Source organism: Scytonema hofmannii PCC 7110 (assembly GCF_000346485.2).
Lineage (GTDB): Bacteria > Cyanobacteriota > Cyanobacteriia > Cyanobacteriales > Nostocaceae > Scytonema > Scytonema hofmannii.
In genome coordinates this window covers 6,950,992-6,977,361 of record NZ_KQ976354.1, presented here as the reverse complement: position 1 = coordinate 6,977,361, position 26,370 = coordinate 6,950,992, and the positions used below count along the sequence as shown (strand labels likewise).

General features: G+C 40.5%; 27 protein-coding genes and 2 pseudogenes. 13 read left to right on the top strand and 16 right to left on the bottom strand.

Features of this window, described 5'->3' with window-relative positions; translation table 11 throughout:
• Positions 1-260 precede the first annotated feature (260 nt).
• Both rlmD and WA1_RS29115 read left to right on the top strand, forming a co-directional pair.
• Complete coding sequence (gene rlmD, locus WA1_RS29120) at positions 261-1,622, top strand: 23S rRNA (uracil(1939)-C(5))-methyltransferase RlmD (protein ID WP_017747069.1); 1,362 nt, start codon at positions 261-263, stop codon at positions 1,620-1,622.
• 428 nt (positions 1,623-2,050) lie between these two features.
• Complete coding sequence (locus WA1_RS29115) at positions 2,051-2,500, top strand: ATP-binding protein (RefSeq protein ID WP_026135068.1); 450 nt, start codon at positions 2,051-2,053, stop codon at positions 2,498-2,500.
• Positions 2,501-2,568: 68 nt separating this feature from the next.
• On the opposite strand, the gene WA1_RS29110 is transcribed toward WA1_RS29115, so the two are convergent.
• Complete coding sequence (locus WA1_RS29110; protein WP_017747071.1) at positions 2,569-2,859, bottom strand: DUF6439 family protein; 291 nt, start codon at positions 2,857-2,859, stop codon at positions 2,569-2,571.
• 86 nt (positions 2,860-2,945) lie between these two features.
• Here WA1_RS29110 and WA1_RS29105 point away from each other — a divergent pair, with 86 nt between their 5' ends.
• Together WA1_RS29105 and asnS are read left to right on the top strand one after the other, a co-directional pair.
• A complete protein-coding gene (locus WA1_RS29105) occupies positions 2,946-3,299 on the top strand; it encodes a sll0565 family protein (protein WP_017747072.1) in 354 nt (117 codons plus the stop codon).
• A 14-nt stretch (positions 3,300-3,313) separates the two neighbouring features.
• A complete protein-coding gene (asnS, locus tag WA1_RS29100; protein ID WP_017747073.1) occupies positions 3,314-4,705 on the top strand; it encodes an asparagine--tRNA ligase in 1,392 nt (463 codons plus the stop codon).
• A gap of 127 nt (positions 4,706-4,832) precedes the next feature.
• On the opposite strand, the gene vapC is transcribed toward asnS, so the two are convergent.
• The 4 genes from vapC to WA1_RS29080 form a co-directional block, all read right to left on the bottom strand.
• Positions 4,833-5,240 carry a type II toxin-antitoxin system tRNA(fMet)-specific endonuclease VapC gene (gene vapC, locus WA1_RS29095; RefSeq protein ID WP_017747074.1) on the bottom strand — a complete coding sequence of 136 codons (408 nt, stop codon included), beginning with the start codon at positions 5,238-5,240 and terminating at the stop codon, positions 4,833-4,835.
• On the bottom strand, positions 5,237-5,470 hold the full coding sequence (locus WA1_RS29090; RefSeq protein WP_017747075.1) for a hypothetical protein: 234 nt from the start codon (positions 5,468-5,470) through the stop codon (positions 5,237-5,239). Before WA1_RS29090 ends, vapC begins: the two co-directional genes overlap by 4 nt.
• Positions 5,471-5,548: 78 nt before the next feature.
• Positions 5,549-6,061, bottom strand: coding sequence for a GNAT family N-acetyltransferase (locus WA1_RS29085; RefSeq protein ID WP_017747076.1), 513 nt, complete (start codon positions 6,059-6,061; stop codon positions 5,549-5,551).
• A gap of 65 nt (positions 6,062-6,126) precedes the next feature.
• Complete coding sequence (locus WA1_RS29080) at positions 6,127-7,515, bottom strand: Na+/H+ antiporter NhaC family protein (protein WP_017747077.1); 1,389 nt, start codon at positions 7,513-7,515, stop codon at positions 6,127-6,129.
• 60 nt (positions 7,516-7,575) lie between these two features.
• On the opposite strand from WA1_RS29080, the gene WA1_RS29075 reads away from it, so the two are divergent.
• Positions 7,576-8,529: a LysR family transcriptional regulator gene (locus WA1_RS29075; RefSeq protein ID WP_017747078.1), complete on the top strand. Its 954-nt coding sequence runs from the start codon at positions 7,576-7,578 to the stop codon at positions 8,527-8,529.
• 64 nt (positions 8,530-8,593) lie between these two features.
• Here WA1_RS29075 and WA1_RS29070 read toward each other — a convergent pair whose 3' ends face one another.
• Positions 8,594-8,800 carry a hypothetical protein gene (locus WA1_RS29070; protein ID WP_017747079.1) on the bottom strand — a complete coding sequence of 69 codons (207 nt, stop codon included), beginning with the start codon at positions 8,798-8,800 and terminating at the stop codon, positions 8,594-8,596.
• Between the two features lie 440 nt (positions 8,801-9,240).
• Complete coding sequence (locus tag WA1_RS29065; RefSeq protein ID WP_017747080.1) at positions 9,241-9,618, bottom strand: hypothetical protein; 378 nt, start codon at positions 9,616-9,618, stop codon at positions 9,241-9,243.
• Positions 9,619-9,982: 364 nt separating this feature from the next.
• On the opposite strand from WA1_RS29065, the gene WA1_RS29060 reads away from it, so the two are divergent.
• Positions 9,983-10,201 carry a hypothetical protein gene (locus WA1_RS29060; RefSeq protein WP_017747081.1) on the top strand — a complete coding sequence of 73 codons (219 nt, stop codon included), beginning with the start codon at positions 9,983-9,985 and terminating at the stop codon, positions 10,199-10,201.
• Between the two features lie 128 nt (positions 10,202-10,329).
• Here the strand turns inward: WA1_RS29060 and WA1_RS29055 are convergent, their stop codons facing one another.
• Positions 10,330-10,947, bottom strand: a complete 618-nt coding sequence (locus tag WA1_RS29055; protein ID WP_017747082.1) for a hypothetical protein — start codon at positions 10,945-10,947, stop codon at positions 10,330-10,332.
• Between the two features lie 103 nt (positions 10,948-11,050).
• On the opposite strand from WA1_RS29055, the gene WA1_RS53410 reads away from it, so the two are divergent.
• Positions 11,051-11,203 carry a DUF4365 domain-containing protein gene (locus tag WA1_RS53410; protein ID WP_017747083.1) on the top strand — a complete coding sequence of 51 codons (153 nt, stop codon included), beginning with the start codon at positions 11,051-11,053 and terminating at the stop codon, positions 11,201-11,203.
• A gap of 233 nt (positions 11,204-11,436) precedes the next feature.
• Here the strand turns inward: WA1_RS53410 and WA1_RS29050 are convergent, their stop codons facing one another.
• From WA1_RS29050 to WA1_RS29040, 3 genes are read right to left on the bottom strand one after another with little or no spacing between them, the layout of a single operon-like run.
• Positions 11,437-14,022 (bottom strand): DNA translocase FtsK, encoded by a 2,586-nt coding sequence (locus WA1_RS29050; protein WP_017747084.1) that lies wholly within the window; start codon positions 14,020-14,022, stop codon positions 11,437-11,439.
• A gap of 30 nt (positions 14,023-14,052) precedes the next feature.
• Positions 14,053-16,092 carry an ATP-binding protein gene (locus tag WA1_RS29045; protein ID WP_017747085.1) on the bottom strand — a complete coding sequence of 680 codons (2,040 nt, stop codon included), beginning with the start codon at positions 16,090-16,092 and terminating at the stop codon, positions 14,053-14,055.
• 51 nt (positions 16,093-16,143) lie between these two features.
• Positions 16,144-17,001 (bottom strand): hypothetical protein, encoded by an 858-nt coding sequence (locus tag WA1_RS29040; RefSeq protein WP_017747086.1) that lies wholly within the window; start codon positions 16,999-17,001, stop codon positions 16,144-16,146.
• A gap of 158 nt (positions 17,002-17,159) precedes the next feature.
• Here WA1_RS29040 and WA1_RS61850 point away from each other — a divergent pair.
• Together WA1_RS61850 and WA1_RS29030 are read left to right on the top strand one after the other, a co-directional pair.
• Positions 17,160-17,541: pseudogene (locus WA1_RS61850) on the top strand (PIN domain-containing protein).
• A gap of 343 nt (positions 17,542-17,884) precedes the next feature.
• Positions 17,885-18,352, top strand: a complete 468-nt coding sequence (locus tag WA1_RS29030) for a hypothetical protein (protein WP_017747088.1) — start codon at positions 17,885-17,887, stop codon at positions 18,350-18,352.
• Between the two features lie 353 nt (positions 18,353-18,705).
• On the opposite strand, the gene WA1_RS57355 is transcribed toward WA1_RS29030, so the two are convergent.
• Entirely contained in the window at positions 18,706-18,855 is a 150-nt protein-coding gene (locus WA1_RS57355; RefSeq protein ID WP_017747089.1) for a hypothetical protein, read from the bottom strand.
• Positions 18,856-19,027: 172 nt separating this feature from the next.
• On the opposite strand from WA1_RS57355, the gene WA1_RS29025 reads away from it, so the two are divergent.
• On the top strand, positions 19,028-19,321 hold the full coding sequence (locus tag WA1_RS29025; protein WP_017747090.1) for a hypothetical protein: 294 nt from the start codon (positions 19,028-19,030) through the stop codon (positions 19,319-19,321).
• Between the two features lie 87 nt (positions 19,322-19,408).
• Here WA1_RS29025 and WA1_RS55525 read toward each other — a convergent pair whose 3' ends face one another.
• Positions 19,409-19,660 carry a hypothetical protein gene (locus tag WA1_RS55525; RefSeq protein ID WP_148662789.1) on the bottom strand — a complete coding sequence of 84 codons (252 nt, stop codon included), beginning with the start codon at positions 19,658-19,660 and terminating at the stop codon, positions 19,409-19,411.
• 204 nt (positions 19,661-19,864) lie between these two features.
• On the opposite strand from WA1_RS55525, the pseudogene WA1_RS53400 reads away from it, so the two are divergent.
• Positions 19,865-20,240, top strand: a pseudogene (locus WA1_RS53400) (Tn3 family transposase); the annotation flags it as partial.
• A 352-nt stretch (positions 20,241-20,592) separates the two neighbouring features.
• Here the strand turns inward: WA1_RS53400 and WA1_RS29015 are convergent.
• Together WA1_RS29015 and WA1_RS29010 are read right to left on the bottom strand one after the other, a co-directional pair.
• Complete coding sequence (locus tag WA1_RS29015) at positions 20,593-21,189, bottom strand: hypothetical protein (RefSeq protein ID WP_148662788.1); 597 nt, start codon at positions 21,187-21,189, stop codon at positions 20,593-20,595.
• A 138-nt stretch (positions 21,190-21,327) separates the two neighbouring features.
• Positions 21,328-21,762 carry a DUF5615 family PIN-like protein gene (locus WA1_RS29010; protein WP_017747093.1) on the bottom strand — a complete coding sequence of 145 codons (435 nt, stop codon included), beginning with the start codon at positions 21,760-21,762 and terminating at the stop codon, positions 21,328-21,330.
• Between the two features lie 726 nt (positions 21,763-22,488).
• Between WA1_RS29010 and WA1_RS29005 the strand changes: the two genes are divergently transcribed.
• Entirely contained in the window at positions 22,489-23,838 is a 1,350-nt protein-coding gene (locus WA1_RS29005; protein ID WP_272819252.1) for a FecR family protein, read from the top strand.
• A gap of 37 nt (positions 23,839-23,875) precedes the next feature.
• Entirely contained in the window at positions 23,876-25,612 is a 1,737-nt protein-coding gene (locus tag WA1_RS29000; RefSeq protein WP_017747095.1) for an iron uptake porin, read from the top strand.
• Positions 25,613-25,771: 159 nt separating this feature from the next.
• Here the strand turns inward: WA1_RS29000 and WA1_RS28995 are convergent, their stop codons facing one another.
• Complete coding sequence (locus WA1_RS28995) at positions 25,772-26,296, bottom strand: RICIN domain-containing protein (RefSeq protein ID WP_017747096.1); 525 nt, start codon at positions 26,294-26,296, stop codon at positions 25,772-25,774.
• Between the last annotated feature and the right edge of the window lie 74 nt (positions 26,297-26,370).

The window sequence follows — 26,370 nt, the reverse complement described above, 5'->3', positions numbered from 1 at the left end:
AGTTATCGCGTAGGACGTGATTTTATTTTATTATTTGCTAGTTTAACGAGTCTTGAGGACATAAATAAAGGGGAGTGGGGAATGGGGAACTCGGGGCCCCCTCTGGGGATAAGGGGCAATGGGGAACTCGGGGCCCCCTCTGGGGATAAGGGGCAATGGGGAACTCGGGGCCCCCTCTGGGGATAAGGGGCAATGGGGGACACTAACCACCAACCACTAACAACTAACCACTAACAACTAACCACTAACGACTAACTACTATGTGGAAACAAGGCGAATTTATTGAAGTAGAGATTGCGGACTTAACTGATACTGGTGATGGTGTCGGACGGTGGAACGATCGCGTCGTTTTTGTACCGGATACCGTACCTGGCGATCGCGCTGTTGTCCGTCTGGTTTACGTCAAACCCAGCTATGCTCGCGGACAAATTCAACAGCTGCTAGAACAATCACCCCACCGCATTCGACCTAGTTGTATCGTCGCTGACAAGTGCGGTGGCTGTCAGTGGTTACATATTGATTATCAATATCAAATTGAAGCCAAGCGCCATCAGGTTATTCAAGGTTTGCAACGTATTGGCGGTTTTGCTCAACCACCAGTAGATCCAATGCTGTCTGGTTCGCAATGCTTGGGTTATCGTAACAAAGCGACATATCCCGTAGGATTATCTCGTACAGGACTTGTCCAAACAGGTTACTACCAAAAAAGCAGCCACCAATTAATTAACTTAAATCAATGCCCCGTACAAGATCCCCGATTAAACCCCTTGCTGTTGGAAGTTAAACAAGACATTCAAAAACATGGTTGGCAAATTTACAACGAGCACAATCATACAGGTTTAATACGCCATCTCGGTTTACGGATTGGTCGCCATACAGGGGAAATGTTGCTGACTTTAGTGGTTAAAGATTGGAATCTACCTGGAATTTACGACCAAGCGCAAGAGTGGTTAGATCGCTATCCTCATTTAGTAGGAGTGTGTGTAAACCGCAATCCAGAACGCACCAATGCTATTTTTGGGGAGGAAACCCGTTGTCTTGCTGGTGTTTTTTACTTAAAAGAACAATTTGCCGGACTAGAATTTCACGTGCGAGTCGATACGTTTTTCCAAATTTATACGGAAACAGCAGAAGCGTTGTTGCAGGTCATTGAGTCAGAACTCAATTTACAAGGAAGTGAAGTGCTATGTGACGCTTATTGTGGTATTGGAACATTAACTCTACCTTTAGCCAAAAAAGCACGGCAAGCTGTGGGATTGGAACTTCAAGCAGAAGCAGTAGAACAGGCGAATTTAAACGCAAAACTTAACGGTATTGAGAATGTCATATTTCATACTGGTTCGGTAGAAGAATTACTGCCCAACATGGACATCTCACCAGATATAGTTTTGCTTGACCCTCCACGCAAAGGATGCGATCGCTCTGTTATCGAAACCTTACGACAATCGAAACCTCCTCGCATTGTATACGTCAGTTGTAAGATAGCCACCCTGGCTCGTGACCTCAAATTACTTTGTGAGGATGGATTGTATACGCTGACACGAGTGCAACCTGCAGATTTCTTTCCACAGACAGCCCACGTAGAAGCAGCAGCGTTCCTCACATTATCAACCTTGCTCTGAATTCCCTTGTCTTTAACAAAAACTCAAAAACAAAATTTATGGATCGTTATAGGCGAGAGATGCTATTATAGAATTAAGCTAAAAATATGATTCCTTTTGTGCAATTCATTTTGCACAAAGCAGTAAAAAGCAATGTCTCTCTTGGAGTTATGAATCGAGTTGTCTGGCTTATGCTCAGCAATAAAAGGAGTATAAGTATGCTCTTTTATACACAATAATAATTACCTGATTTTATGATTGGTGCTCACTAGCTGTACTGTGCATAATCAACTCATGCCCTTTAAGAGAGTCTATGCGCCCTAGCATTTTCAAAATTTAGTTCAACAGACGCAAGTTTGAAGGCAACACGACCACCTCACACAAGATCAGGGTGCCTGTGACAGCAAACTGATGTCTAGCTAACTCTGAAAGCTACGGGGTTCCTCACTGTGATTAATATCTCGCTCCGTCCAACAGGACGTAATTGGGGTACAATTAGTTTCGCCTCAACACTATATCTTTGTCCAATATTAGACTTATTATTGGCAGAGATTCCGTCAATGTTACAAGCCGAATTGCGCCTTGGGCTTCAAGAAGCTCTAGTGAATGCAGCCAAGCATGGTAATAATCTCGATCCTGGGAAAACAGTTATAGTTCGATTCTCCTTGATTGACAATCAATACTGGTGGATTATATCAGACCAAGGAAATGGCTTCATGCCCTCAGATCCTTGTCATGAAGATCCCACAGAGTATTTACCACCTGACGAGTCCGAAAATGGTCGCGGCTTGTGTATTCTGCATCAAGTTTTCGATCAAGTGGAGTGGAACAGGAAAGGGACAGAGTTAAGATTATGCAAACAATTAGAACATAGAGCTAAATTATCTTTAAGACGTTAATTAGGGAGTGGGGAATGGTGAGTGGGGAGTGGGGATAGTTTTTTGCTTCATTCCCTACTCCCTACTCCCTACTCCCTACTCCCTCCATTCCCATGAGTTGGACAAGGTGGAGCTGAAAGAGATTTATCCAACCAACCGCTTGCTTGTTGGAGTTTTTGCAAAGCTTCCTCAGGGTTGTCTTTGAGGAGAAAGACGAGAGCGGCTGCGGCTTGTTCGCCAGCACGAACTTTGCGGTTAGACTTAAGGCGATGCCAATCGTTAGGCGAAATACTCAGCCTCTCCATAAGGGCTTGGGCTAATTCTAAAGTACTAAATTGACTCAGGTCATTAGTTTTGGGGATCTGGGTTGATGGAGACATGATATAAGTGCTCGAGTGAGTTATTATAGACAAATTTAGCCTGAGTGTTGGCAGAATCACATATAATAATAGCCTAATACTTATATATGAAACCGTATCAAAAACCATCTGAACCGCCAACGGATGGGGAAAATTCAGAACCAGAATTGGAAGAGCAACTCTTGGAAGTGGAGCAAGCACTTGCTGCATTCAAAGAACGTTACAATCAAGTGCAAGCAGATCGATCGCATCAACAAGAATTGCAACAGCACCTTGACGAATTGCATCAGAGCAAACAGCCCGGAATGAAAACGGAGTTAAGGCAAATTCAACAGCAACTAGAAGAACTAGAACTCAGATTGGAAAGCAAGTTATTCTCTTGGAAAAATTTAAAAGAACCTTTCTGGATGGCAGTTCGCTTTGGGGGATTGGGCGTTATCATAGGCTGGTTATTAAAGTAAATTTGTTGGAAGATATGGTCAAGCAACGGATTACAGAAGTATTGCGAAATGGTCAACCTGATGAATCTTTGGTAGTTCAAGGCTGGGTTCGGACAAAACGGGAATTAAAAGGTTTTGCTTTTATTGAAGTTAATGACGGCTCATCCTTGGCTAGTTTGCAAGTCGTAATCAATGAAGATTTGCCAGACTACGACAGTATTTTGAAACAGATCAACACAGGTGCGTCAGTAGAAATTGCAGGAGTATTGGTTGCTTCCCAAGGAAAAGGGCAGCGCGTAGAGTTAAAAGCTAATCAGGTTACAGTATACGGAGGAGCCGATCCCGATACATATCCCCTGCAAAAGAAACGTCATTCCTTTGAGTTTCTCAGAAGCATCGGACACTTGCGATCGCGAACCAATTCCTTTGGTGCAGTTTTCCGAGTCAGAAATGCATGCGCTACAGCCATTCACCAATTCTTCCAAGAACGTGGTTTTTTGTGGATACACACACCCATCATCACCGCCAATGATTGTGAAGGTGCAGGTGAACTGTTCAGCGTCACCAGTTTAGATTTAAAAGATGTGCCTCGAAAGGAAACCAAAGCTGTAGATTACAGTAAAGACTTTTTTGGTAAGCCAACATACTTAACAGTAAGCGGACAGCTACAAGCCGAAGTGATGGCGACGGCGTTTACAAACGTCTATACCTTTGGTCCTACCTTCCGTGCAGAAAATTCCAACACATCCCGTCACCTTGCAGAATTTTGGATGGTAGAACCAGAGATGGCATTCTGCGATCTCAAAGGAGATATGGATTTAGCAGAAGCATTTCTCAAGCACATATTCAAATATGTGATGAAAACCTGCGCCGAAGATATGGAATTTTTTAACCAACGCATTGATAACACTGTTATAGCAACGGCAGATAACATTATTAATAATGAATTTGAGCGTGTAACTTATACAGAAGCTATCAAACTATTAGAGAAAGCTGACGTTAAATTTGATTATCCAGTCAGTTGGGGACTGGATTTACAATCAGAACACGAGCGTTACTTAGCCGAACATCTGTTCAAAAAGCCAACCATCGTCACCAATTACCCAGTGCAAATCAAAGCTTTCTATATGCGCTTGGACGATGATGAAAAAACCGTAGCCGCAATGGACATTCTTGCACCCAAAATTGGTGAAATCATTGGTGGTTCCCAAAGGGAAGAACGCTTAGAAATTTTAGAACGTCGCATACTTGCTCAAGGGATGAAGCCAGAGGATTTGTGGTGGTATCTAGATTTGCGCCGCTTTGGTACTGTTCCACACGCGGGTTTTGGGCTTGGTTTTGAAAGACTCGTGCAATTTATGACGGGGATGGGCAATATCAGAGATGTCATCCCCTTCCCACGCACACCTGAAAGCGCTGAATTTTAATCGGGTTCGTGATTTTTGCAATAAAACAATGGTGCAAGATTAGGAGAAATCCAAAATTAAAATGTAGGGGCGCAAGGCATTGCGCCCTTACGATGCTATGATTTTTTAATTGAAAGTCTCTTAGGCATTAAGCCTCTTCCTCCCAATCCTCAATCTGCAACCCATTCACTCTATTAAATTCACGGACATTATGCGTAACTAATATTAAATTATTCGCCAAAGCAATTGCCGCAATTTGCAAATCATTGGGACCAATTGGCGTACCCGTAGCAGCTAATTCAGCCCGAATTCTCCCAGCTACCCTTGCGGCTTGTGGGTCTAAAGATATAATAGTAAACTGATTAAAAAAGCGTTGTAATATTTCTAAATTTCTTTCCTGTTGGGCGCTACGATACGCCCCATAATAAAGTTCTAATTGGGTAATTGTGGAAACATAAATATCCTCTGGCTGTTGGGCTGCAAGTCGAGTTGTTACTGTAGAACTGCTATTATTTATTAAGCGAATGCAAACATTTGAGTCAAGAAGATAAGTCAAAATAGCTGCTCCCTTGTCTCATACTCTCCTTGTTCTGGTCTTTGTAGCGGTTCTCCCACCCAACCGCCAATGACTTCTTCAAAAAAACCAGGCATCCAGCCTCGTTGTTGTGGTATAACTCTATGAATTGTTACTGTCACCTCGATTTCTGTATCTGTCATTTCTACTGGAATATCAAGGTGTAATACTCCATCTTTTCCGACACGCGAACGTAATTTTATATTTTGCATTGTTTTACTCCGTTTTGTGTACGTATCCCACTTGCAGCTTTCTGTAAAATCCTAGCGCACCTTCCAAGGTGTGTAATCTTATTCTATTCTGCCTTGATAACTTAATTCATTTGCTGTAGTTGCGATCGCCTCTCTTTCCAAACGACACAACCTGACTCGTTCGATAATTTTCGCCCCCATTTTTTCGTAAAACTTGACTGCTGGCAAATTATTGGCTCTAACTATCCAATCAATTCTTGCACCTCCCATATTTTCATTTATTCGACACAAATGATTTATCAATGCTGTCCCAACTCCACAATGGCGGTATTCAGCTTTAATGTATAGATCGTCCAACCAAATTCCAGGCTTAGCAAGAAAGGTAGAGTAGATTCGGTGATAGCTTGCAAATCCAATTGCATTTTCATCAATCTCAGCCAACAAAATAAAAGCAAGAGGATTCTGACAAAATATTGTATCTTCTAGTTTCTGAGGCGTTGCTTCCAAAGAATCGAGACATCCATCAAACTCAGCCTTCAGTAAAATAAGCTCCATAATAGTCGATATATCATCTGTTGTCGCGTGTCTAATTAAAATCTGTTGCTCATTCATATATTGTTCCTCTCTCTTCTCTTCGTGCTCTTTGCGTCTTTGCGGTTCATAAAAATAAATAATCTCTATTCAAACTTACGTTGCATCCTCAACTCAACAAACTTAAACCCAATCCAATTAAAAACAGGAATCAGATACAAATAAACCGCATAAGGAATAAATCCCGAATCAGTCATTAAAACAGTCGCCGGAACTAAACCAGCAATATTCCAGGGAACAAGAGGTGCAAGCACAACAGCAGTATTTTCAATATCGATCGCAAGTTGATAATGGCTCATTTTTTCCTGCTCGTACTTGTCTTTCATAAGTTGATAAGTCATGAGAATAGCAAGTGTTTGAGTACAACCAAAAGCAGCAGATACCAACCCAACTGCAATAGTGCTGAGAAACAAGCCACTTTTAGAAGAAATTCTTCTGAAGAGTTTTTCTACAGATGCTAGTGTCTTTGTCCCAACGATAATTCCTACAAGAAATGTGGAAATAATGACAACTAATGAAACTCTCAGCATTGATACAATGCCTCCTCCAGTGAGAGCTTCAGCAAGTTGAGTTTGTGAATGTAAATGAAATCCAAAGACAATAACTTGAAACATTTGTAACCAGGAATAATTTTGAACAAAGATTCCTAGAAATAATGCGATCGCAATACTAATCGCCAGCGTAACTTTCACCTCTATCTTCATGAGACAAAGGAAGAAAACAGCAAGAGCAGGACACAAGACTAGAAAGTTGATGTCAAAGATTTGAGGAATTTCTGCCAGCAAATTATGACTCGTAGCTTGAATGGGATTGCCAAGGGAAAGAAAAAAGTAAACTATGGTAGAAGCGATGAATGGAAACCAAGCAGTCGTCATGAGATATGCGAGGTTTTTATATAGATTGGTTTTGGTAAGACTTGCAATCAAATGAGCGCTAGAAGACATAGGGGAACATCTGTCTCCAAAATAGGCTCCTGCAATAATAGCTCCAGCAATAATGTGAGGATCGATGTTTCCTTCTTTTGCCATAATCATGAGTGCGACACCTACAGTGCTGACAGTCCCAAAGGAAGTCCCTAGAAGTACGGAAATAATACAGGTAAGAAGAAAGGCTGAAAGAATAAAGTATTGAGGATTGATGAATTGAGTTCCATAATAAACCAATGCTGGAATTGTTCCAGATGCCATCCAAATTGATGTGACAACTCCTATAAGTAATAAAATTGTGATGATGGAAAAAGCTTTTTGACTGCTGATATAACCCATTTTTAACAGGCTTGCGAAAGGAAAGCCTTGGTAAGTAAAGGTGACCAGCAGTATGACTAAAGATAGACCGAGAGAATAAGCAACAAAATATCCTTTAGTCACGCTAACCAATAAAATCACAAAGCAAAGCGTGAGAGAAAATAATGAAGACATTGTTTGAATTTCTTTACCAATAATAAACAGTTTATTTATGACTGAATTAAAAAACAAACGATCTCCTCGATACCTTCTATCGATAGAATCGATAGATAGAATGCTTTCTTGAGTTTGATGGACAAAATCAACGACTGTAATCTAAAAATCTCTCAGCTACGTGCTTTGGTGGCTGTTGGCGATCGCAAAAGTTTTAGCGAAGCTGCTTTGGAGTTAGGTTTATCTCAATCAACAGTAAGTTATGCGATCGCGACATTGGAAGAAGAACTAGGAGTTATCCTCGTGCTGCGAGGGCGTCACGGTGCGACGTTAACGCCAATTGGAGAGACCATTTTTGAGGAAGCACAACAAATTTTACGTTTGTTGGGGAACGTCCTCGAAAAAGCCGAACGAGAAAAAGGATTACAAAGCGGACAAGTGCGAGTTGCTTGCGTTCGGAGTATCGCAACCCACGTGCTCCCAAAAGTCATCGCTCGTTTTCGCGAGAAGTATCCCATGATGGGCGTTGTCATTACCGAATATGACAGGTATGCGGAAGTAGAACAAGCATTACAACAAGGTCAAGCAGAAGTAGGTTTTACTTTGCTTCCAACAGGAAAACAGTTTGAGGCTTGGGAATTATTTCGAGACGAGTTTGTGGCGCTGCTGTCACCAGGAGTGCTTGCTTCTAATGTACCACTCAGTTGGGAACAGCTAGCAGAGTATCCAATGATTGTCAATCTGCGGAGTCCACAACATAACAAAGTCATCCAAGAGCATTTTTTACAATTTGGTCAAACGCTGAAAGTTGACCGCAAAGTTAGGGAAGATTCAACAGTTCTCAGTATGGTGAAGCAGGGACTAGGGGCGACTGTGATGGCTCGACTCACCGCCGAACCCATACCACAAGAGATACAAGTTAGGAGTTTGCCAGTTCCTCTAGAGCGAATTATTGGAGTGATTATTCTAGCCGATGCCATATTACCAAAAAGAGTCTTTGCTTTTTTGGACGTTCTCAAACAAGGATGTCTATTGTCTCAAAAGGCGGTAAAAAGTGACAGTTTGGGTTACAAAAAAATAGATGGAAGATAATGACGATCTCATCATATCTTTCCACCTTATAATCACTCAACACAGCTAGCCCTAGCAGTTGAAACTAACGCTTTTCAGTACCCTGATTGCCACCACCTTCAGTCAATTGGTCGCTGCTTCCAGATTCAGGTACAGCAGATGGTTTACCTTTGCTTTTCTCAGCCGTACCAGTGAGGCGTATTTCTTCGTCAAGAGGAGTTTGATATCCACCGGAAGCGTTGGGTGCTTGAGGTTCGTTGTTTGTTACTTTTTCGTTCTCTGGATTAGCCATAACTGCACTCCGATTTATTTAAGGTTGGCACTATTGTATGGAGCTTAGCAGTGTGAATTCTTCTGTCTCTGATGTCATTTTTGTCCCTGATTTGATCTATCTCTGGGGTTAATTTTAACTGAGATACATGGTTTTTCTGGGAATCTGGCTTTGTCAACCGTATTTATATTATATTAAATTGTTAAAAAAGTAACTTATGAAAAATAGCGATCGCTACACCAGTAATTTCCATCTGTATAGGGACTTCCAAGAAATAAATTATCCGGTGATTGTGGGATGGGCGTCCTCGCCCGTCCTATGCTAGTGGCGGGCGGGGACGCCCGCACCACAAGAAATTTTGGGATATTTTTTTATTTGGAAGTCCCATAAAAGATACGGATGGTGTTAGCGTGAGAACTTGATTCCAAAATCCACGCATCTAAAGTCCAAAATGGTATTACTTACCACCAACTGCATTGTGTTGTTGTGTATGGCAAAACCGTATTAGGAACCACATTTCTCTGACCTTTAAATTCCCTTCCGTAATAACCGTCATCAAAACCGCGCCCAAATTCACCTCCAGCAGTACGAGGTTTATACTCATTGCCTTTTCTAGAACTGTGTTGTCCTTGGCGATAACCATCAGCATAAGCTTGAGGATGATAACTAGGGTCTTCGTCTATATGCCATTGAGTGACAGGGTAGCAGTAGCTGATTCGCTGTCTGTACCGGGGATAGCGATAATAGCGTCCGTGGTTTGCTTGAGCCGATTCATTGTTAAGTAAAAATCCAGTTGTGGTGGCTAAAGCTAATAGACTGGCAATAATAATTTTTTTCATTCTGACCTCCGTTGGAAGCCTTACAAGCAGCGAACACAAACTAAAGGGAGACGTTTACTTTAAAGAACTCCCCTGATTTTTAAGATAGCGCTTATAGTTTTTCCGCAACATCACCTGACAGGATGGTTAATGCAATACTACTTGGATCGGCAAAAATTAGAACCCCGGTTTCTTTAAGAAACCGGGGTTCTGACACCTCAATTATTGTAATCTCTTGCAGTATTGATGGTTGATGGGGTTTGTACTGGTGAAATCCCCCCAAAGTTAAGCGAACGATTTAATAAAGTTTAAGACTTGTGACAGTGTATTCTGCATAACAAGTAAGTTTAGGCTGATGATATATTTATAGATTGAGGAAAAAACTATGCCTAGTGGTCATGCCAATCACAAAGGAACTTCTGACAAACCCAACGTCAATGCAAGCGGTCAAATTAACTTATCAGCTGCTGATAAATCATCAGACCCTGAAGATATTTTGCAAGAAGGCGTTTTAACAACTGAGACAACCAGAACTCAAGAATTTGTTGATTATCCTCCAGCTCTTGAGCGCCCTAGCGAGAAACCTCAAAAAGACGAAGAGTAAAAGTAATAATGTAGTGGTTCATCGCATTAATTATGAGTAACTGCAAGATACCCGACTTTTTTAAGAAGTCGGGTATCTGAGCAAACTAATTTATCGGCTAAGTATCAGACCGAATGTAGCGATAGTTGTTATATAGTGTGTACAATTTCCTTATCAGTAAGGTTGACAATCGTTGCAACAGCAGAGCCGCCATTGGTAGGTTCTGAAGTAGATAATGGTTCTGGCTGACTGGGGAGGAATTTCCTGATAAAGAGCAGGTAATTTGTCAACAAATCCAAGCTAATGATTGCAACCCCCTCAGGGATGTAACGATCCCGCAAATACTCACTTCCTTCTTCGGTTAGCCATACCTCAGCGTTGGTCTTTTTTATTTTTGTTTCAACTTCAATAAGCCCCTTTTCACATAAGCTTTGCAAGATAGCGTCTCGCTGTTCTGACTTGAGAGATTTGATGTTAATTTTGCTTGGTGTGATTGTTTCGGAAGCATTACTTATTTTTTTCAATACCTTCAATTCCTTAGGTGTTATTGCTAGTTGCTCTGTCTCCGTTTTTATGAGATCATCACCTGCGGGTAGGATTTTAATAGAAGCAATTTCACGAGAAAAGTCTATTAACTTGCGATCGCTTAAACTTTGACAAATTTTTTCCTTTCCGTTGAAAGACTGAAAGGTGTTAGTGTTAAGGCTAGAACGGTAATTGGGACATCCCAGTAACTTTAGTAAGAACTTTAACTCATTGGTATCCATGCAAATATTTTTTCCTGTATTTGAATCTGCATCACTGTAGCTGAAGTTGGAAGAACTTAACACCCCTCTTTAGGCTAGCTAATTTCAGTAAATCGAACTGTTTATGCAGCGTTGCGGCTACTGGATGTCATTAAAAGGACAACCAGAAACGCAAAATACTGAAAGCGTGACGGTCTCTTTGCCTCGCCGACAGTTATTTACAGTTAATGCTCTTAAAGATATTATGCAGCAAATCGACACAAGAGGCACATTATGAAAGTAATTGTTTGTGCTGAGGGGACGACGGAATCAGCTAAAGCGTAGATTTTATAAGCATCATAGCCCTTAAACCTTGTTGATAACACTGACGCTTATTAGAATTAATTTTCATTAATTCGATGACTAATTCCATACAAATATTCTTTATAGAGACACGCCATGGGACGTCTTTACATATCTCAAATTTTGCTAACAGAGCACAACCCAAAGAGTTAATTTTGCAGACAAACTTTAGGTTGAGAATAACTGAATATTTATTGCTAGTAGACTTTGTAAACGTTGTAACTGAGAACTGGCTAAGTAAAGCAAATCCCCTTTCCCCAGTAAGCGAGCTGCATCTGTTTGTTTGCCTCCCAAAATAATTGCTGAATCCGCCTCACTTGCGGTTCGGAGTGCAACCCGTCCCGGTAAATTAGAACGGATAATGGGAGTGACAACTCCAGCTTCTGGGCGTTGAGTGGCAATAATCAAATGAATTCCAGCAGCCCTCGCCATTGCACCCAACCTTTTAATGCTTTGTTCTAATGCTGCACGAGATTCTTTTTCTGCCATAAAGTCCGCGTATTCATCGAAAATGCAGACAACACGAGGTAAAAGCTGACGAGAACGTTGATTGTAAGTTTTTAGATCGGCACATCCAGCTTTTTCAAATCGCTGGTAACGCGATTCCATTTCTGCTACCAATTCATCCATAAGTTCGATCGCGCGTTCGCTATCTTTAACAACTGGTGAATGCAACCACCGCATCACCTCAAACTCAGGGAAGGTAACTCTTTTAGGATCGACAAGGGCTATCTTTAGGTGTTCTGGGGAATGACGAACGATCAGACTTAGAAGGAGCGATCGCAAAAACTCACTCTTACCACTTCCTGTCGTACCCCCAACTAAGAAATGACAGGTATTTGGATCGGACAAATCAGCTTCTAAGATTTGTCCCTCCAAATTAACCCCAATCGCAATTTTCACCGGTGCTGTTGGAGATAAAATTTGCGTCTTTATATAATCCTCAAATTGAGCTGTTTGCCTATCTGGACGTGGCAAATCAACACTGACATATCCAGCTTGAGGAGAAATCAAAGGTGGATTAGCTAACTCCAACTGAACCTGCAAATCAGCTGATAGTTTTAGCAAGGCGTTAACTTTCACGCCGGGATATGGTTTGAGTTTTACCCGAATAAAAGCCGGACCGACAGCAGCCCCTTGATAATCTACTCCAATTCCAAAAGATTGCAAGGTAGACACTAACTTTGCACCCAAAACATCAGCATTCACTTTGATTGGCTTATCTTGCTGACCTGTTGTCTTTTGTGGCTGTTTGTTTAAAGATTCCTCAGCTTTAGATGTTTCGACAAAATAACTTTGACATTTTTGCTGCTGCGGACAAATTTCACATAGGTGAGGTTGAGTCGTGAGGGGTGGGGGATTAGGTAATGGTGGTTCCCAAATCAGCCATTGCTGCATTTGTTGTAATTTATATGGAATCAGTTGATGCACTGTATTTTCTAACTCTTCCCAGGAATAGTGATACTCCTTCAACTCTGGTACAACACAGTAAACTGCTGCATCAACCCCAATTTTTTTCCTTTCCCAAAGGATATAACTATAAAAAGCAACCTGAGCTAATTGTGCTGAGGGGTCAGCAGGCTGGTAAGTTTTAAACTCTACGACACACAGGCGCTTCTTATTAAAATTGAAGACCAAGCAATCAAATTTTCCCGCTACTCGTTGCTGTGTTCCATCTGGAAGCTGAAAGTAGGATTCAAGATTTCGTTCTTCAAAAACAAAGGTGTTATGAATTACCGTTTCTGCTGTACAATAATTCCTATTAGTGACAAGCAATTCGGCAAAGTGTCTAATCAGACCTCGTAATGCCTGCCATACTTTTAGCAATGCTTGTGCTTGACTGTTCTCCTTGTGAGATACTTCTTCTAGGTAAGAGAAAAATTTTTTTTCATAGAAAATTTGTTGTAACTGAGAAGCTACTTCCTCAGCCTGCAACTGCTTTGCTACTGGTTTAAACAAGTCTTGACATCGTGGTTCGCGAACAATCCAATTCACAAATTCATCCGCTAACTGATGAAATAAATTCCCAATACCAACAGCACTATCAGGTGGTAAAAATAAAGTATTTCCCCCAAAGCGTTGATTTAGGTAAAACAACCGGGGACATTCAAAAGCAACTCTTATATTAGTAGCAGTTAAAGATTTATTTTTAGATTGTCCTGTAGATCTCTTTGAAGCATTAGAACCCATATCAAAAGTATAGCTTGTAGTAGATGGTTTAGATATTTCTAATAAGCGCTGATGGACAGCAGCCAAATAGACTGTATCCATTGCCGCATAATGCAGTTGTTTCTGAGTAAGAGGACGTTGTCCCCAATCGCTACCTTGTTCTTCCTTATCTACATTAGAGAATCCACAGAGTTCCACTGCGAGTGTTTTCAATTGTAGGTTGGTTACTTGCAACACTTCTCGTTTGATTTTTCTCGCTAGCTTGAGAGTGCAAGTCACGTTCGGTGCTAGTTTTCCTCCCAGATACTTTAAATCAAAGTCAGCATTGTGGAAGACTTTTTCTATTTGAGGATTAATTATAATTTTATTGATAAAATCTACTGCTAAATCTGGTTTGTCTAGTACATCAATAATATAAGCTGAGTTACCTGTCAAGTCTGTGGATTCAGATAAGACTTGAATTAGGGACAACCTTGGTAATGGTGTATTCCAATCAGCTATTTCTGTATCTAGCCATAGCGTTTTAGATAAGGCAAATCTAGCAATTTGCGTTCGTATTTCATTAACTTCTACAAGATATTGCATTAGATAATACTTCAGTGTTTTGACATCTAATTAAATTTTCGCCACAAGACAAATTAATTGTTCTTGTAAATTTGCTTTAGGATTGATAATTTTGACTTTATGTTCGTAAGAAAGTTGTGCTATCAAGTTTGTAATTTCTGACTTTTTTACTGTAGGAAACTTACTTTCTGCTTGTTGAATTAAAGTTGATATACCCATGTAACCCTGTATTTTGACTATATTTAGTAAGAATTCTTTTACTTGCAAGAAATTTTCTTTACCATTTTCCTTTTCTTCATCGTCTTCAATAGAAAGAATATTTATTTTTTGTAATAAATGACACTTTAGGAAAATTTGAGAATTACGAATAAGAGCTTGCAATTCTTCTAAAGAAACTGTTTTACCTGCAACCACTAATTCATTAGCGAGTGCGGAGTTTACTAAACTATGGTATGTTGCTAAATAGTGAACAGAAGTTAACGTTGGTTGAATATGTTGATGAGTGGTATGTGTAAAAACTTCTCTGTATATTTGATTCCCAGCAAGTTTTGTATTTCCTACAGAGCCATCTCGTATTAAATATATAATTTGACAAGAATTCTTCTGAACTGCTTTTTGGCAAGCATTCATTACGTTATAGAAAGCAGTCATATTTGCGTCTTCTGTCCAAACTATTCCTACGCGATCGCATTTATTAAAATGTTGATAACTTAAAGAATAGCTAGCATATTTGCCAGTTAAAAGTTTAGGCTTAATTCCTTGTACTTGTGAAGCTTCTAAGGCTTCCTGTAGCATTCGTATAAGTTCGGTTGTTGATAGCAAAGTAATTTTTGTAATTTTTGTCTGAACTTTTTTATACTCTTGCTGCCAAAGGAGTTGAAATTCAGCTTCAGGCGGTGGTGGTGGTGGAGCTACAGGAGGTTTCGTAGAAGTAGCGTGTTTTTTCACTAATAAAGCTATTTTATATTTTCGATACTCAAGCCGCCCCAACAGCATTGCAGATCTGGGAGTCGTTTTACCACCAGGAAAATTTTGCACTAATAATTGCTGTTCCAATGGAAAAATGACTGAAGAAGGTTGAGGATTTGCTTGTTGATGTAGTGGGTTAAGTCGATCAGCCCAAAGTGCTTTCGCTTGTTCTAATGTAATATGTTTTAGTTGAATTGGTTGATCGATACGAGCTTTGTCAGCTTGTTGAATTTGAGATGTATTGCGTTTCCACGTATTCGTTATTATACTAATAATTATTAAAAAGTTTTTGAGGCGATCGTTATGAATAGTTGTATTCACATTAAATAAGGCTTGAAAATCTTGAGAGCCATTTGGTAATCGAGGAATATTATCTAAATTATCAAAACATAGAACAATTGGTTGAGTTTCAGAGGAAATTTTACCGAAATTAGATAATATATTTTTAGCGCCATCTTCGCTATCAATACAATTCTTTACCTTTAACGCTTGCATAGACTCTTCACTTAAGTCATCTCCTCGTAACCACTCGCAAGCTATGGGATATAGTTCTGGCTCGGTAAGATCGTGCAACATACCAAAAAAAATATCAGAACTGTAGATACCTTGTTGTCTGTAGTTTTCTTGAAGATATTTGATAAATTTCTGCCGATCGCTTTGTAATACTTGCCAGATATTATCGTTAAAAATACGTTGTTTTAGACTGCGTTTAGTAAAAACAGATAAACTTTTCAGCCAAAGTATTAATTGAGACTCTTGTTTACCCTCTGGAGTTTGCATGAGGCTATCAACAGTGTAACGCAGAATATGACGCCAAATATGTTCACTATCTGCCCAAGGACCAATATAAACAAAAAAGGCTTTAGCGTTAAAAGTACGCTTAAGTCTTCCTAATAAAAAACTTTTGCCAGAACCAGAGTCACCTAAAAGTAGTACAGTTCTGCTACGATGGTTAGCTCCAACTAAATCAAGCTGCTCTTCTATTTCTGCTATTGCTTCGCGATGTATAGACTCTACTAACAGCGATAGATCTTCTTGTTCTCCCCAGAAGTTACCAGGTTTTAAATTAATTAGGTCAAAAGGGTTCACCTCATGTTTGATAATATCCTCAATTGATTTCATACAGTAGCTCCATTAAAGCCAACAAATAGAATTCAGTAAAAAAGAACATCTCTAAAGTTCAGTTACACTCAGGAAAAACAGTGGACCACCAATGTTTTGTGAAATTCCAGTTTCAATCTGTTCTGGTGTATAAGCGTTAGCTTCTTGCAATGAACTTAACTCAATTTGATCGCTGGCTTGCAAGCGATACAATACCTTATCCAATTCATCTCGTGATAGTGGGGGCTGTAACTTTTGCCGCAGATGGAAGATTGGCAAATAGTTATCAGTACCTAGTTCCCGATCTAATTTCTGAATAGTATGTAAGATTTCTTCATCAGTGAGATTGATAATAGTTAGTGCAGGTGATTCACCAGGCGTAGGTGCTGTTGTAGTAACCGACTCAGCTTGACTATGTAAAGATTTACGTAGAAAACGCAAATAATTATTAAGTAGATCCAAGCTAATATTTGCAGATCCCTTAGGACTGTAATCGTCTCTCAAATACTCGATTCCACGTTCAGTGAGCCATACTTCAGCTTTAGTCTTTTTTATTTTGGTTTCAACTTCAATCAATCCCTTTTCATGAAAACCTTGCAAGATAGTGTCTCTTTCTTCTGACTTCACAGATTTGACACTGATTTTGCTTGGTGAAATTTTTCCAGAAGCCTTATTTATATGCTCTAACAACTTCAATTCATTAGGTGTAAGCGGTATCTCACCTACATCAGTATTTAGGAGAGCACAACCAGGGGGTAGGATTTTCACAGAAGCAATTTCAAGGGAAAAGCCTATTAACTCGCGATCGCCTAAATTTTTACAAATTTTATCCTTGCCCTTAAAAGAATTGAAGATATTTGTGCTAAGACCAGATCGGTAATTAACACATCCTAGTAACTTTAGTAGGAACTTTAACTCATTCGTATCCATGTAACTTTTTATCCCTATAGTTAAATCAGCACCACTTTAGTTTAGGTAGCAACAATTTACACCCCTCTTTATCTTAATCGACTACTAACCAAGATAGCTATCGTTATCATAAACATCGGAATGTCACGTAGCTAAAATGCAGAGCGCTCCTAGCTAAAATTTTTACTAGGAACTTTTATTGGGCAGCCCAACAACCTGTAACAAGTTTGTTTACTACAACAATTACAAAGCGCCGAAATACTCTATGGCATCGCCATTTTACCAGAAGGAAAGCGTAAATATGAACTCTAAGGTGCCGCTACTTTAATGTTTGCAGAGGATTTTATAGAACGTGTTCTTGCATTTGATGAATCTGCTGCTGTCGCTTTTGCTAATATTTCAGCCCAAAGACGACTTAGTGGAACTCCCATATCTCAAGCTGATGCTCAAATTGCTGCTATTTGTTACTGTCGTAACGCAGCTATAGCAACTCGTAATGTTTCTGATTTTGTAGACTGCGGAATTTTTATTATTAATCCTTGGTCAGAGAAATCCTCATAATTAATTTTTTGAAAAAAACAGTTTAATTCTCGACTGTTGTGCTTTGGTGAGAGAAAAAACATTTGACACAACTGTTACCCCAACTAAGGGAGTGATCGCACAAAGGCAATCATAGCAGGTGAAGAACCTATAGACGAATTTTGGACGAATAACCCCCGAATCATCGCCTCACTAAACACGGCAAAATCTGCCAAACACTACCCCCACGTTACCAGCCGCACTTGGGATCTGCTAGTCGTGGATGAAGCGCACCACTTAAAAAATCGCAGTACCCTCAACCTCTAGTCTGACTACTGTCAACAGTAGTAATATACCAACACCTTCCAATGAGAGAGTGGTTCTTATGATAGAGCAAGAGATATTTGAACATCTATTCACCATTGCCGCTCAATCCGACGACACTGGTGGAGTGGTGAGTTCGTGCTTGGTACGACAAGGTTTCATTGTGGCTGAAGGGGTTAGTTGTAACGACGGCAGACATGCCGAATATGTACTTCTGCGTCAGATCGAACTCAATGCCCTCCAAGTTCTTCCAGACGACATCGTATATACAACAGTAGAGCCATGTGGAAAGCGCACTCCCTCTGGAGTGGGCGAACATATGGGGGATTGTACAACTAACTTGATTCGGGCAGGAGTACGACATGTGGTTTATGCAGCTCCCGATCCAGACGCATCAGCTCAAACTCGGTACAAGTTCGAGCAAGCCGATTGCTCGCTGCGTCAAGTAAACGACCCCTACATAATCCGTCGAGCGATCGTGCTGTTCAACTCAACAATAACTTCCACTTCAGACGCCTTGCCCCAATAACTATCAGTAGACTGAAAAGATTTTACCATCCGTTCATTTGACGGATTGTATACAATCCGCCAGAATGCCCGTATCATCTGCTTTTTGAGCAATAGAGTTGTAAATCAGTTCTTCTGCTGAAGCAAGCGATCGCTCTCGTCAGTCCCAAAAACGACGGCTCAAACCCTGATGATTTCGTCAAGTTACAAAAGTTTTCGGTAAAGCTGAAAATACTTTAATGACATCACTAGGTGCGGAATGTGGGATAAAAATATGCATTAAGTGGGTTTTGTTTAAACCGATGAACTTATCCCACTCATGCCAAACTGTGGTAATCTCTTCTCAAGTGAGAAAGGTCTATCTCTTTATGGCTTTTATTTAGGATTAATATTGCGAACTGCTTCCAAAACTTCTGGTAGTAAACTTGGTATACGAGATGCTAGCTTACTTAGAGCTTTAGCACGAGCAGAATTATCTTCAATATTGCGAGCCGCTTTTAAAGCTTCCGGTAGTACCTCCGGCATATACTGCGTCTATACCAATTCGTTTTTCCATCTTTAAGCCTGAAGCGACAGTTAAGATATGTGGCTCTACTACGCTTGGCGAAGATTTCGCACTTCAATACATTAGCGATCGCTTGAAATTTGGGTTCATCTAACAAAATTGCATTGCTCCCTCGCTGCTGAATGCTTCGGGATGAGTAGAGCTGATTACTTGGAACAGGTAATTAGGGGCAATGCTAGCCCAAGTATTATACGGGAGAGTTCCGCGATTTCTCCAGATAATATTTGGACTGTTGACAATGCTCATCCTTTGATGACACAGGACAAAGAGCAGGTGCATCAAGCCAAAACTACTGTCAGTAAACCAAAAAGTTTTTCCCAAAGGCAATTGCCTCCCGGACGCTTCGCGAACGTCAAGAACAAGTCGTTGAAGGTATTTATATTCCATCAAGTTAATATCAACATTTTACCATCCAGGCTGCTATAAGTATCCCTAATGTATACTACGCCTGCGGGAATCAGAAATTGACTTCAAAAAGTATTGCAGAATACAAAATTCTTGAGAATCACCTTTTTAGAAAAAACTTTTTGGTTTACTGAAAGTTGAAAACACAACAATGACAACCTTCTCAGTAGGCATTTTCTGTTGGCGGTGAACAGTAGATTCTAAAGCTTGCATCTCCACGTGATTCTCGTGATGACGCAACAGCATTTCGATGGCTGCCATTTTCTGCTCGTAAGTTAGCTTTTTGCTGGTGAAGACGTTACACAAACTGATGATGCGCTTGGTGGTAGCTGAGGTGAAGTATGGGCGAAAGGGGGACATAAGATAGCTTTGGTGATTGTGTTTACTTCACAGTAGCTTCACACAAGACTTGCCCAATTCCTCGCAGCCACTTGGCAAACTGCACACTTCCTTCTCATCAGCAATCAAACCCTCGTTCCGGATTTGGCATTTGCAGCCAACGCAATTGCGCCGTTTAAAGGGGTTACAAAATCTGCCTACAATCGACCTCAAACCCAGTCATAGCAAGCAGTCAAAACAATCTTCTTGCGTCACTACCTCCATTTTGAAGCTTTACGACGTGAGATTAATGAAGGTCTGAATGTGGTGGAGAACTGGAATAGTGCTAATGGTTTGATTTTTTACGGGAAAAACAGTGAGATTGCTACTAACCGCTTGGATGAACAAGAATTATCAGTTTTGTGCCTCCACAGAAGTGCAAATAAGTCTTGTTTACATCAATACTTTGATGATTCAGAGAGTTTTGGCAGAAGCAGACTGGATGACACGGATGAAAAAAGAAGATTTGCGGGCGCTATCACCGTTGATTTGGGTATATGTTAATCCTTACGGCACTTTTCGACTGGATATGAACGAGCGATTGCAAATTGATACTGCTTAATTTCGGTTTTTTTTCAGAAGCCTAATCTGGGTAAATGTTTCAGCCGTCGCGTGGCGGCAAAATCTCTCTTCGCTACTTTTACCCCTAGAAGATTATCGTGCAAGTTATCCTAGGGGAACCGTCCGCAAGCAGCTAAGGCAACCTGGCAAACATTTTTAGTTGTCATGTCGAGGGTTTGTCCCGCAAGCCACGACGCAGCATGTTCTGCTGCATACATGCGAAGAGCAGGAGTTTTAAGAATTGGCATAGTTTTGACCCTGTAAAATCAAGTATTCCAATCACCTGTACTAGCAGCTTTTACTTTACCAACCACGCTCAGGTCTACACATCTTTCGATCAAAAAATGAGTGAATTATGTTAGATGAATTGCAACACCCAAAAAACAGTATTCGTCGTTATTGGGTTTATTGATTTCAAATAGTTGATCAAAAGCCAGTATATCATCGATTTTTACCACTTCTTGGTTAACCCCACGCCCTGTGTCGTACAGGTAATACGAGCTGCCTTGCTTCCGCAACAGAAGCCAGTGCTTCTTCTCTTGATCTCTATCTGCATAAGTCAAGACCTGTAACCAGCCGCTGTCCAAAAGTTTAATAAGTTGAGCTCGATCTACAACTGTCGGACTTTGCGTATCTACGAAATCCTTCAGTTGTTGCTCCTGTCCATCGGCTAAATCGCTTAACCTAATTTCTTCTGTTTTATAGAGTGCGGCGTTAAGCCCGTTTTTTCGGGCAGTAGCAAGAATATTTTGGGGCGATGAATATTGATGCTGTGTTAAGCGTGGATCAACTTTTTCAACAGTTTCAGCGTACAGCGTTTCTTCCTGAGTAGCATCTACTGAATTTTTAGAATCTCTTTCGTGAAGCGCAATCATTAATGTTGAAGCGGCACACGAATTACCTGTTTGTTTAAACTTTCCCGAATATAAACTTTTCCCTGAATAATACATGGTTATTTACCCTTAAGTAATGCTCTGATGAATAAAATAGATCCGATTTTTGTATAACGTGTCACACTATACATCACATACTCTACGCTAAATTACGCACATAATTTATTCATCTATGGATACACTGCAATACATTGCTCATGGACTAAGGCTAATATGAGTAGCTACCCAGATCAACCTGTTAGTAACAATAATTAAGGAACCGTTCAATGTCTGTGAGCCATAATAAGGTAAGAACCGTACCTGCCCTTCCCATTCACCCTCCAAGCTACACTCTGCTAGCAGTAAAATCTCTTCAATTGCTAAACCAACTGGGACACGGCGACTCACCTCAAATACCCCTAGCATTGATAAACCTGCTTGCACTCGCGAGTAGGCAAAGTTGGTCATCGTTTCCACATCATGAGTTAACACAACTCGCGCTTGTTGTGCCGCCCATTCTAAAATAATTGGATCTTCTGCCTCAGATAAACCTACATCCTGAACACGAACAATATCAATGTTGGAGTTTCGACGAAGAACACCACGGACAATCTGATTGTTAAAATTCTCGTCAGCCAGGAATCGCAACATATCAGATTACCCTTGCTGGTTACGCCGAGCTAATAAACGCTCGCGTATCCCAACCGGGTTGAAACGCTTCTCAGCCTCCTGACGAACCTCAGTTGCACGGTTTTGGCGCTCTACAAGATACTCATCAACTTCAGCTTTGTGGCGTAAATAGTAACCAAAAAATAAAAAATAAGTTTAGAATCAAAGCAACCAAATAGCTTATACTATAGCTCTTAAGAAATCAGTAAGAAAGCACAAAGAGTCAGGAAGCAAGAATTCAAGGCACAACAAAGTAGCACGAACTGGATGAAAGACCTGCAACTGCCGTGCAAAACGACCATCGATCCAGACGATTTGTTTGATGAATTGCCGACATTAGCCCAAAACTATGACAAAGTACTATCAGTTCTTTGTTGACTGTTACTACAGCTTAAATTTGGGCAGACTGAATACGCGCTTTTATAAATTTGAGCGCTTCCCCGTAATTAGTGGGTAATTGCAGATTGCTTTTTATTCTGCTCAAACCTTTCCTTCTCATTCTAAAATTTCTCCCTATGCTCCGCTTCTCTTCTCTGCGCTCTCTGCGTCCTCTGCGGTTCATTTATACATAAAACTTTTTGTAATTAAGCTGATTGAACACACCGATTTGTACTGAGTTTAGTAAAAATTTTATAAACTTTATACGGAAAATAACTATATTTAAATGAATCACATTACATCAAATCAAAAATATATCCAGTATTTTCCATGAGGAAGGCTGTTATGGGGTTACAAATGTCGTCATTGGCTCAAAAGTTAGTTGTCAGCATTTTGCTAGCGCTATGTTGGACAACAACTGTGCTGGCTCAAAAGAACCCCGAGCTAACCCGTGCAGAAGTTGACAAGCTGTTGCGTATGGGTATAGTGGATTTGTTACTAAAAAACCAGTCTCCACGTCGAGCCGCATTGAAAGATGTAATAGTTCCTCAAGATGCAATCAAGACGGGGACAAACTCTGAGGCGCAACTTCTCTTCAATGAAAAGACTGTGGCTAGGGTTGATGAAAGTACCACCTTCCGTTTTGAACCAGGGTTACGCCGTTTTCAGGTTCCAAATCGCATTGCCTTGAATGAAATGATATTTAAGCTTGAGAATGGCACAGCATTGATTTTGAGTCCACCTGGTAGTGTTGGTACTGAAGTCGCGACACCTCAAAGCCAAATCAGCATCCTAGCAGCACGCCCCGCAACCACATCTTCCTCAACTTCAAATCTCTTAGTACCAGCACAGATTATCAGTCTCGCCGCCAACAAAAGCATCAAATTAAGTCAAAATAACAACGACACTGTTAAACCGCCATCTACAACGCCCAATCTCTTTCTACCAGCACAGAAGGGGAGCGCGGTTATGGTTGTACATAATGCTACAGATAACACCACACAAGTTTTTGCTCTCACTGACGGGGACATCAAAATATCCGATCGCCAACTGAAAAAAACCGTTTCTCTCCTTGGCGGTCAGACAGTAGCAGTCAAAAATGGATTGGTGGGAAATGTTCAAGAATTCGACTTGCAGGGGTTTTATAAAATCATTGCACTGACAGATGGTCTTGGAGCAGGGGAAGAAAACCTGGTAGCACAAGAATCTCCTCCAGTGCAGCAGACACTCAAAGCGGTTCGGATTGAAACTTTAGCAGCGCTGAAGAATCAAGCCAAAAGAATGAAGGGATTTACTAGCTCATTCTTAAGAGATGCGCTTGGTGGTACAGAAGGTGACTTGAATCCTCGCCAACCACCAACAGTTAGGATTAGAAACCCACAAGTTCTCACTGGTATTTTTAGAAGAATTGACAACAATACTGCTCAGTTCATACCTGATAATAATCCGAACTCTTCAATTCCCATTGAAGTAAATTTTGACAAGCAGACCATTAACATTAATGGTAGCACAGGTGTGTCAAATAATGCCGGGTTGAGTGGGAACAACGCGAGTGGCACAGTGATTGAACGTAATGGTCAAGCGAGGCGTATAGAAGTTTTTGGTGTAAACGGTGAAGAACCAGCCGTGGGCGCTCCTTATCGTGGAAGTTTAACCACTGGAGTTATACGCGATCGCTAATTTTTGATTTTTCATAACAAATATTCGGTGTGGGGGTGTGATTGTGGTTATAAAAGATTTATTACTCCTATCTGGAGTTTCTCTATTTTTCTTATCTACACCAGTTATAGCAGCCAATACAAATGAAGACGTAGAAGATAACAAATTTATTCCAGAAAATTTGCCAAATACTGACTCTTTTTCCCCACAGCAGAATACCATTCAAATAACTGCTCCAGAACAATTTGAACCTAGTTTCTCACTTCCCATGACTTCCGAAGATAATATAAAGAATTTAAGCGAAGTCACTCAAAGGGGAGAAGAATCAAAAGCTCCAGATACAAGCACTATGGAACGTTTAACATCAGTATCGCAATTGTCTGATGTGCAACCGAATGACTGGGCTTTTGCTGCATTGCAATCTTTAGTAGAACGATATGGTGTCATTGCTGGTTATTCTGATGGCACTTTTAAAGGTAACCGTACCTTAACTCGTTATGAGTTCGCTGCTGGATTGAACGCCGTACTAGATAAAGTTAATGAATTACTTGCTGCTGGGTTAATCGAAAAAGTCAAAAAAGAAGATTTAGATAAGTTACAACAGTTGCAAGCAGAATTTGCACCAGAATCAGCCACTTTACGAAGTCGTATAGATACTCTTGAAGCTCATACTGCAAATATACAAGCACAACAATTTTCAACTACAGCCCGGTTGGGAGGACAAGTTATCTTTGGACTAGCGACAGGTTCTGGAGGCGATCCACCAGGGAAAGGAGAAGCAAACACTATTCTCAGTCACTTGACACAATTACAACTTGTTTCCTCTTTCACCGGCAAAGACCTATTTCGTGTAGGGTTGGTCACAGGTAATACTGCCAATGATGGTTTTGGAAATCCTGATGCGTTTAACACCAACATGGCAAGGCTTTCTTGGCAAGCAGATTATAACAACGATGTATTATTGGATTCTCTAGAATACCGATTTGCTGCACTAGGCGATCGCGTCGTTTTCACCTTCAAGCCTGTAGGCTTTAGTTTAAGTAGTGTTCTCACCCCCAACTCCTCACCCTACGCCGATGCTGGTTTGGGAGCGCTTTCCCTATTTGCTGGTTCAACTCCTGTCTTTAAAATTGGGAGTCTTGATGCTGGTTTGGGCTTTGACTGGTTAGTTTCTGATCGTATGCGCTTACAATTTGCTTATGGGACTCGGAATAGTAACAGTAGTGGAGACGGTCTGTTTGGTGCAGACCATAGTGCTTTAGGAGTGCAAGTTTTATACAAACCAACAAGCTCATTGGTTGCAGGTTTAGCTTATGTGAATGCTTATTCTAGTGATGGTCAATTAGACACTGGTACAGGTAGTAGCAATGCTGATACCTCTGGAGGAATCAACGAACCTTCTCAGATTCATGCTATCAACACGAGTATAAGATGGCAATTAACAGATCAACTTATTCTTGGTGCTTGGGGAGGTTTAATGGTGACAAACTCCTTACAGTCAGATGCTGTTGTATTAAGTAGCACTTATTTATTGTCTTTAGGCGTATACGACCCCTTTGGCAGAAGAGGAGATTTATTTGGATTTTTATTCGGTTTACCCCCAAAATTAAATGCTGGTTATTTAATTGAACAAGCAGATACCGGAAATTCTACTCACTATGAAGTTTTCTACCGCTTTCTCGTCAACGAAAACATAGCAATTACTCCTGGCTTTTTTATTGTCACCGACCCCGGACACATTTCTGGAAACAACGATATTTTTGTAGGAGCTATTCGTACAACTTTTAACTTCTAATATCGCATACAAGGCAAACACTACTGAGAAACGTGTGAGTGCGATGGCGCGGATCGCCCGCCATGGGCGATCGCAACTTCAATCTTGATACTCTTGCTTGCCTTGTATGCTTCTTCTACCTGCGACTAGTCCACAGTTTTTTGTAAGGTGCTATAAAACTCAGAAAGATAAATTCCACAATTGTCCGGAAAAGTTACCACATCCAGCCATAATAGGTTTGTTATTTACCCCATCATTAATGATATCCAAACATTTGTTATTGCCCGTAAATTGTGTTTTCAAACGATAAAAACCTGGATACTCTGTAGGTTCTACCTTCCACAATTGTCCAGAAAAGTTACCACATCCAGCCATAATAGGTTTGTTATTTATCCCATCGTTAATGATATCCAAACATTTGTTATTGCCCGTAAATTGTGTTTTCAAACGATAAAAACCTGGATACTCTGTAGATTCTACGTTCCACAATTGTCCGGAAAAATTCCCACAATCAGCCATAATAGGTTGATTATTTACGCCATCGTTAATAATGTCCAAACATTTGTTATTGCCCGTAAATTGTGTTTTTAAACGATAAGTTGACTGAGCAGTGACCTTCTGTACTAAAGGTAAAGTTACAGTCATAGAGGTGACTGTAGCTAATAAGGCAATTTTAGCCAAGCAGTTGCAGATAATTGTGTTCATTGATTTTTCTTTCACCGATAGTGATTACACAGAAAGCTTCTGTATAACGCCAAGGGATATACAGAAATTTCCTA

What these genes read in the sequence shown, in the direction of transcription:
- rlmD (WP_017747069.1), top strand. Translation starts at nt 261, where the DNA reads ATGTGGAAACAAGGCGAATTTATTGAAGTAGAGATTGCGGACTTAACT.
- WA1_RS29110 (WP_017747071.1), bottom strand. Translation starts at nt 2,859, where the DNA reads ATGTCTCCATCAACCCAGATCCCCAAAACTAATGACCTGAGTCAATTT.
- WA1_RS29105 (WP_017747072.1), top strand. Translation starts at nt 2,946, where the DNA reads ATGAAACCGTATCAAAAACCATCTGAACCGCCAACGGATGGGGAAAAT.
- asnS (WP_017747073.1), top strand. Translation starts at nt 3,314, where the DNA reads ATGGTCAAGCAACGGATTACAGAAGTATTGCGAAATGGTCAACCTGAT.
- WA1_RS29090 (WP_017747075.1), bottom strand. Translation starts at nt 5,470, where the DNA reads ATGCAAAATATAAAATTACGTTCGCGTGTCGGAAAAGATGGAGTATTA.
- WA1_RS29085 (WP_017747076.1), bottom strand. Translation starts at nt 6,061, where the DNA reads ATGAATGAGCAACAGATTTTAATTAGACACGCGACAACAGATGATATA.
- WA1_RS29075 (WP_017747078.1), top strand. Translation starts at nt 7,576, where the DNA reads ATGGACAAAATCAACGACTGTAATCTAAAAATCTCTCAGCTACGTGCT.
- WA1_RS29070 (WP_017747079.1), bottom strand. Translation starts at nt 8,800, where the DNA reads ATGGCTAATCCAGAGAACGAAAAAGTAACAAACAACGAACCTCAAGCA.
- WA1_RS29065 (WP_017747080.1), bottom strand. Translation starts at nt 9,618, where the DNA reads ATGAAAAAAATTATTATTGCCAGTCTATTAGCTTTAGCCACCACAACT.
- WA1_RS29060 (WP_017747081.1), top strand. Translation starts at nt 9,983, where the DNA reads ATGCCTAGTGGTCATGCCAATCACAAAGGAACTTCTGACAAACCCAAC.
- WA1_RS29055 (WP_017747082.1), bottom strand. Translation starts at nt 10,947, where the DNA reads ATGGATACCAATGAGTTAAAGTTCTTACTAAAGTTACTGGGATGTCCC.
- WA1_RS53410 (WP_017747083.1), top strand. Translation starts at nt 11,051, where the DNA reads ATGCAGCGTTGCGGCTACTGGATGTCATTAAAAGGACAACCAGAAACG.
- WA1_RS29050 (WP_017747084.1), bottom strand. Translation starts at nt 14,022, where the DNA reads ATGCAATATCTTGTAGAAGTTAATGAAATACGAACGCAAATTGCTAGA.
- WA1_RS29045 (WP_017747085.1), bottom strand. Translation starts at nt 16,092, where the DNA reads ATGAAATCAATTGAGGATATTATCAAACATGAGGTGAACCCTTTTGAC.
- WA1_RS29040 (WP_017747086.1), bottom strand. Translation starts at nt 17,001, where the DNA reads ATGGATACGAATGAGTTAAAGTTCCTACTAAAGTTACTAGGATGTGTT.
- WA1_RS29030 (WP_017747088.1), top strand. Translation starts at nt 17,885, where the DNA reads ATGATAGAGCAAGAGATATTTGAACATCTATTCACCATTGCCGCTCAA.
- WA1_RS57355 (WP_017747089.1), bottom strand. Translation starts at nt 18,855, where the DNA reads ATGCCGGAGGTACTACCGGAAGCTTTAAAAGCGGCTCGCAATATTGAA.
- WA1_RS29025 (WP_017747090.1), top strand. Translation starts at nt 19,028, where the DNA reads ATGAGTAGAGCTGATTACTTGGAACAGGTAATTAGGGGCAATGCTAGC.
- WA1_RS55525 (WP_148662789.1), bottom strand. Translation starts at nt 19,660, where the DNA reads ATGTCCCCCTTTCGCCCATACTTCACCTCAGCTACCACCAAGCGCATC.
- WA1_RS29015 (WP_148662788.1), bottom strand. Translation starts at nt 21,189, where the DNA reads ATGTATTATTCAGGGAAAAGTTTATATTCGGGAAAGTTTAAACAAACA.
- WA1_RS29010 (WP_017747093.1), bottom strand. Translation starts at nt 21,762, where the DNA reads ATGTTGCGATTCCTGGCTGACGAGAATTTTAACAATCAGATTGTCCGT.
- WA1_RS29005 (WP_272819252.1), top strand. Translation starts at nt 22,489, where the DNA reads ATGAGGAAGGCTGTTATGGGGTTACAAATGTCGTCATTGGCTCAAAAG.
- WA1_RS28995 (WP_017747096.1), bottom strand. Translation starts at nt 26,296, where the DNA reads ATGAACACAATTATCTGCAACTGCTTGGCTAAAATTGCCTTATTAGCT.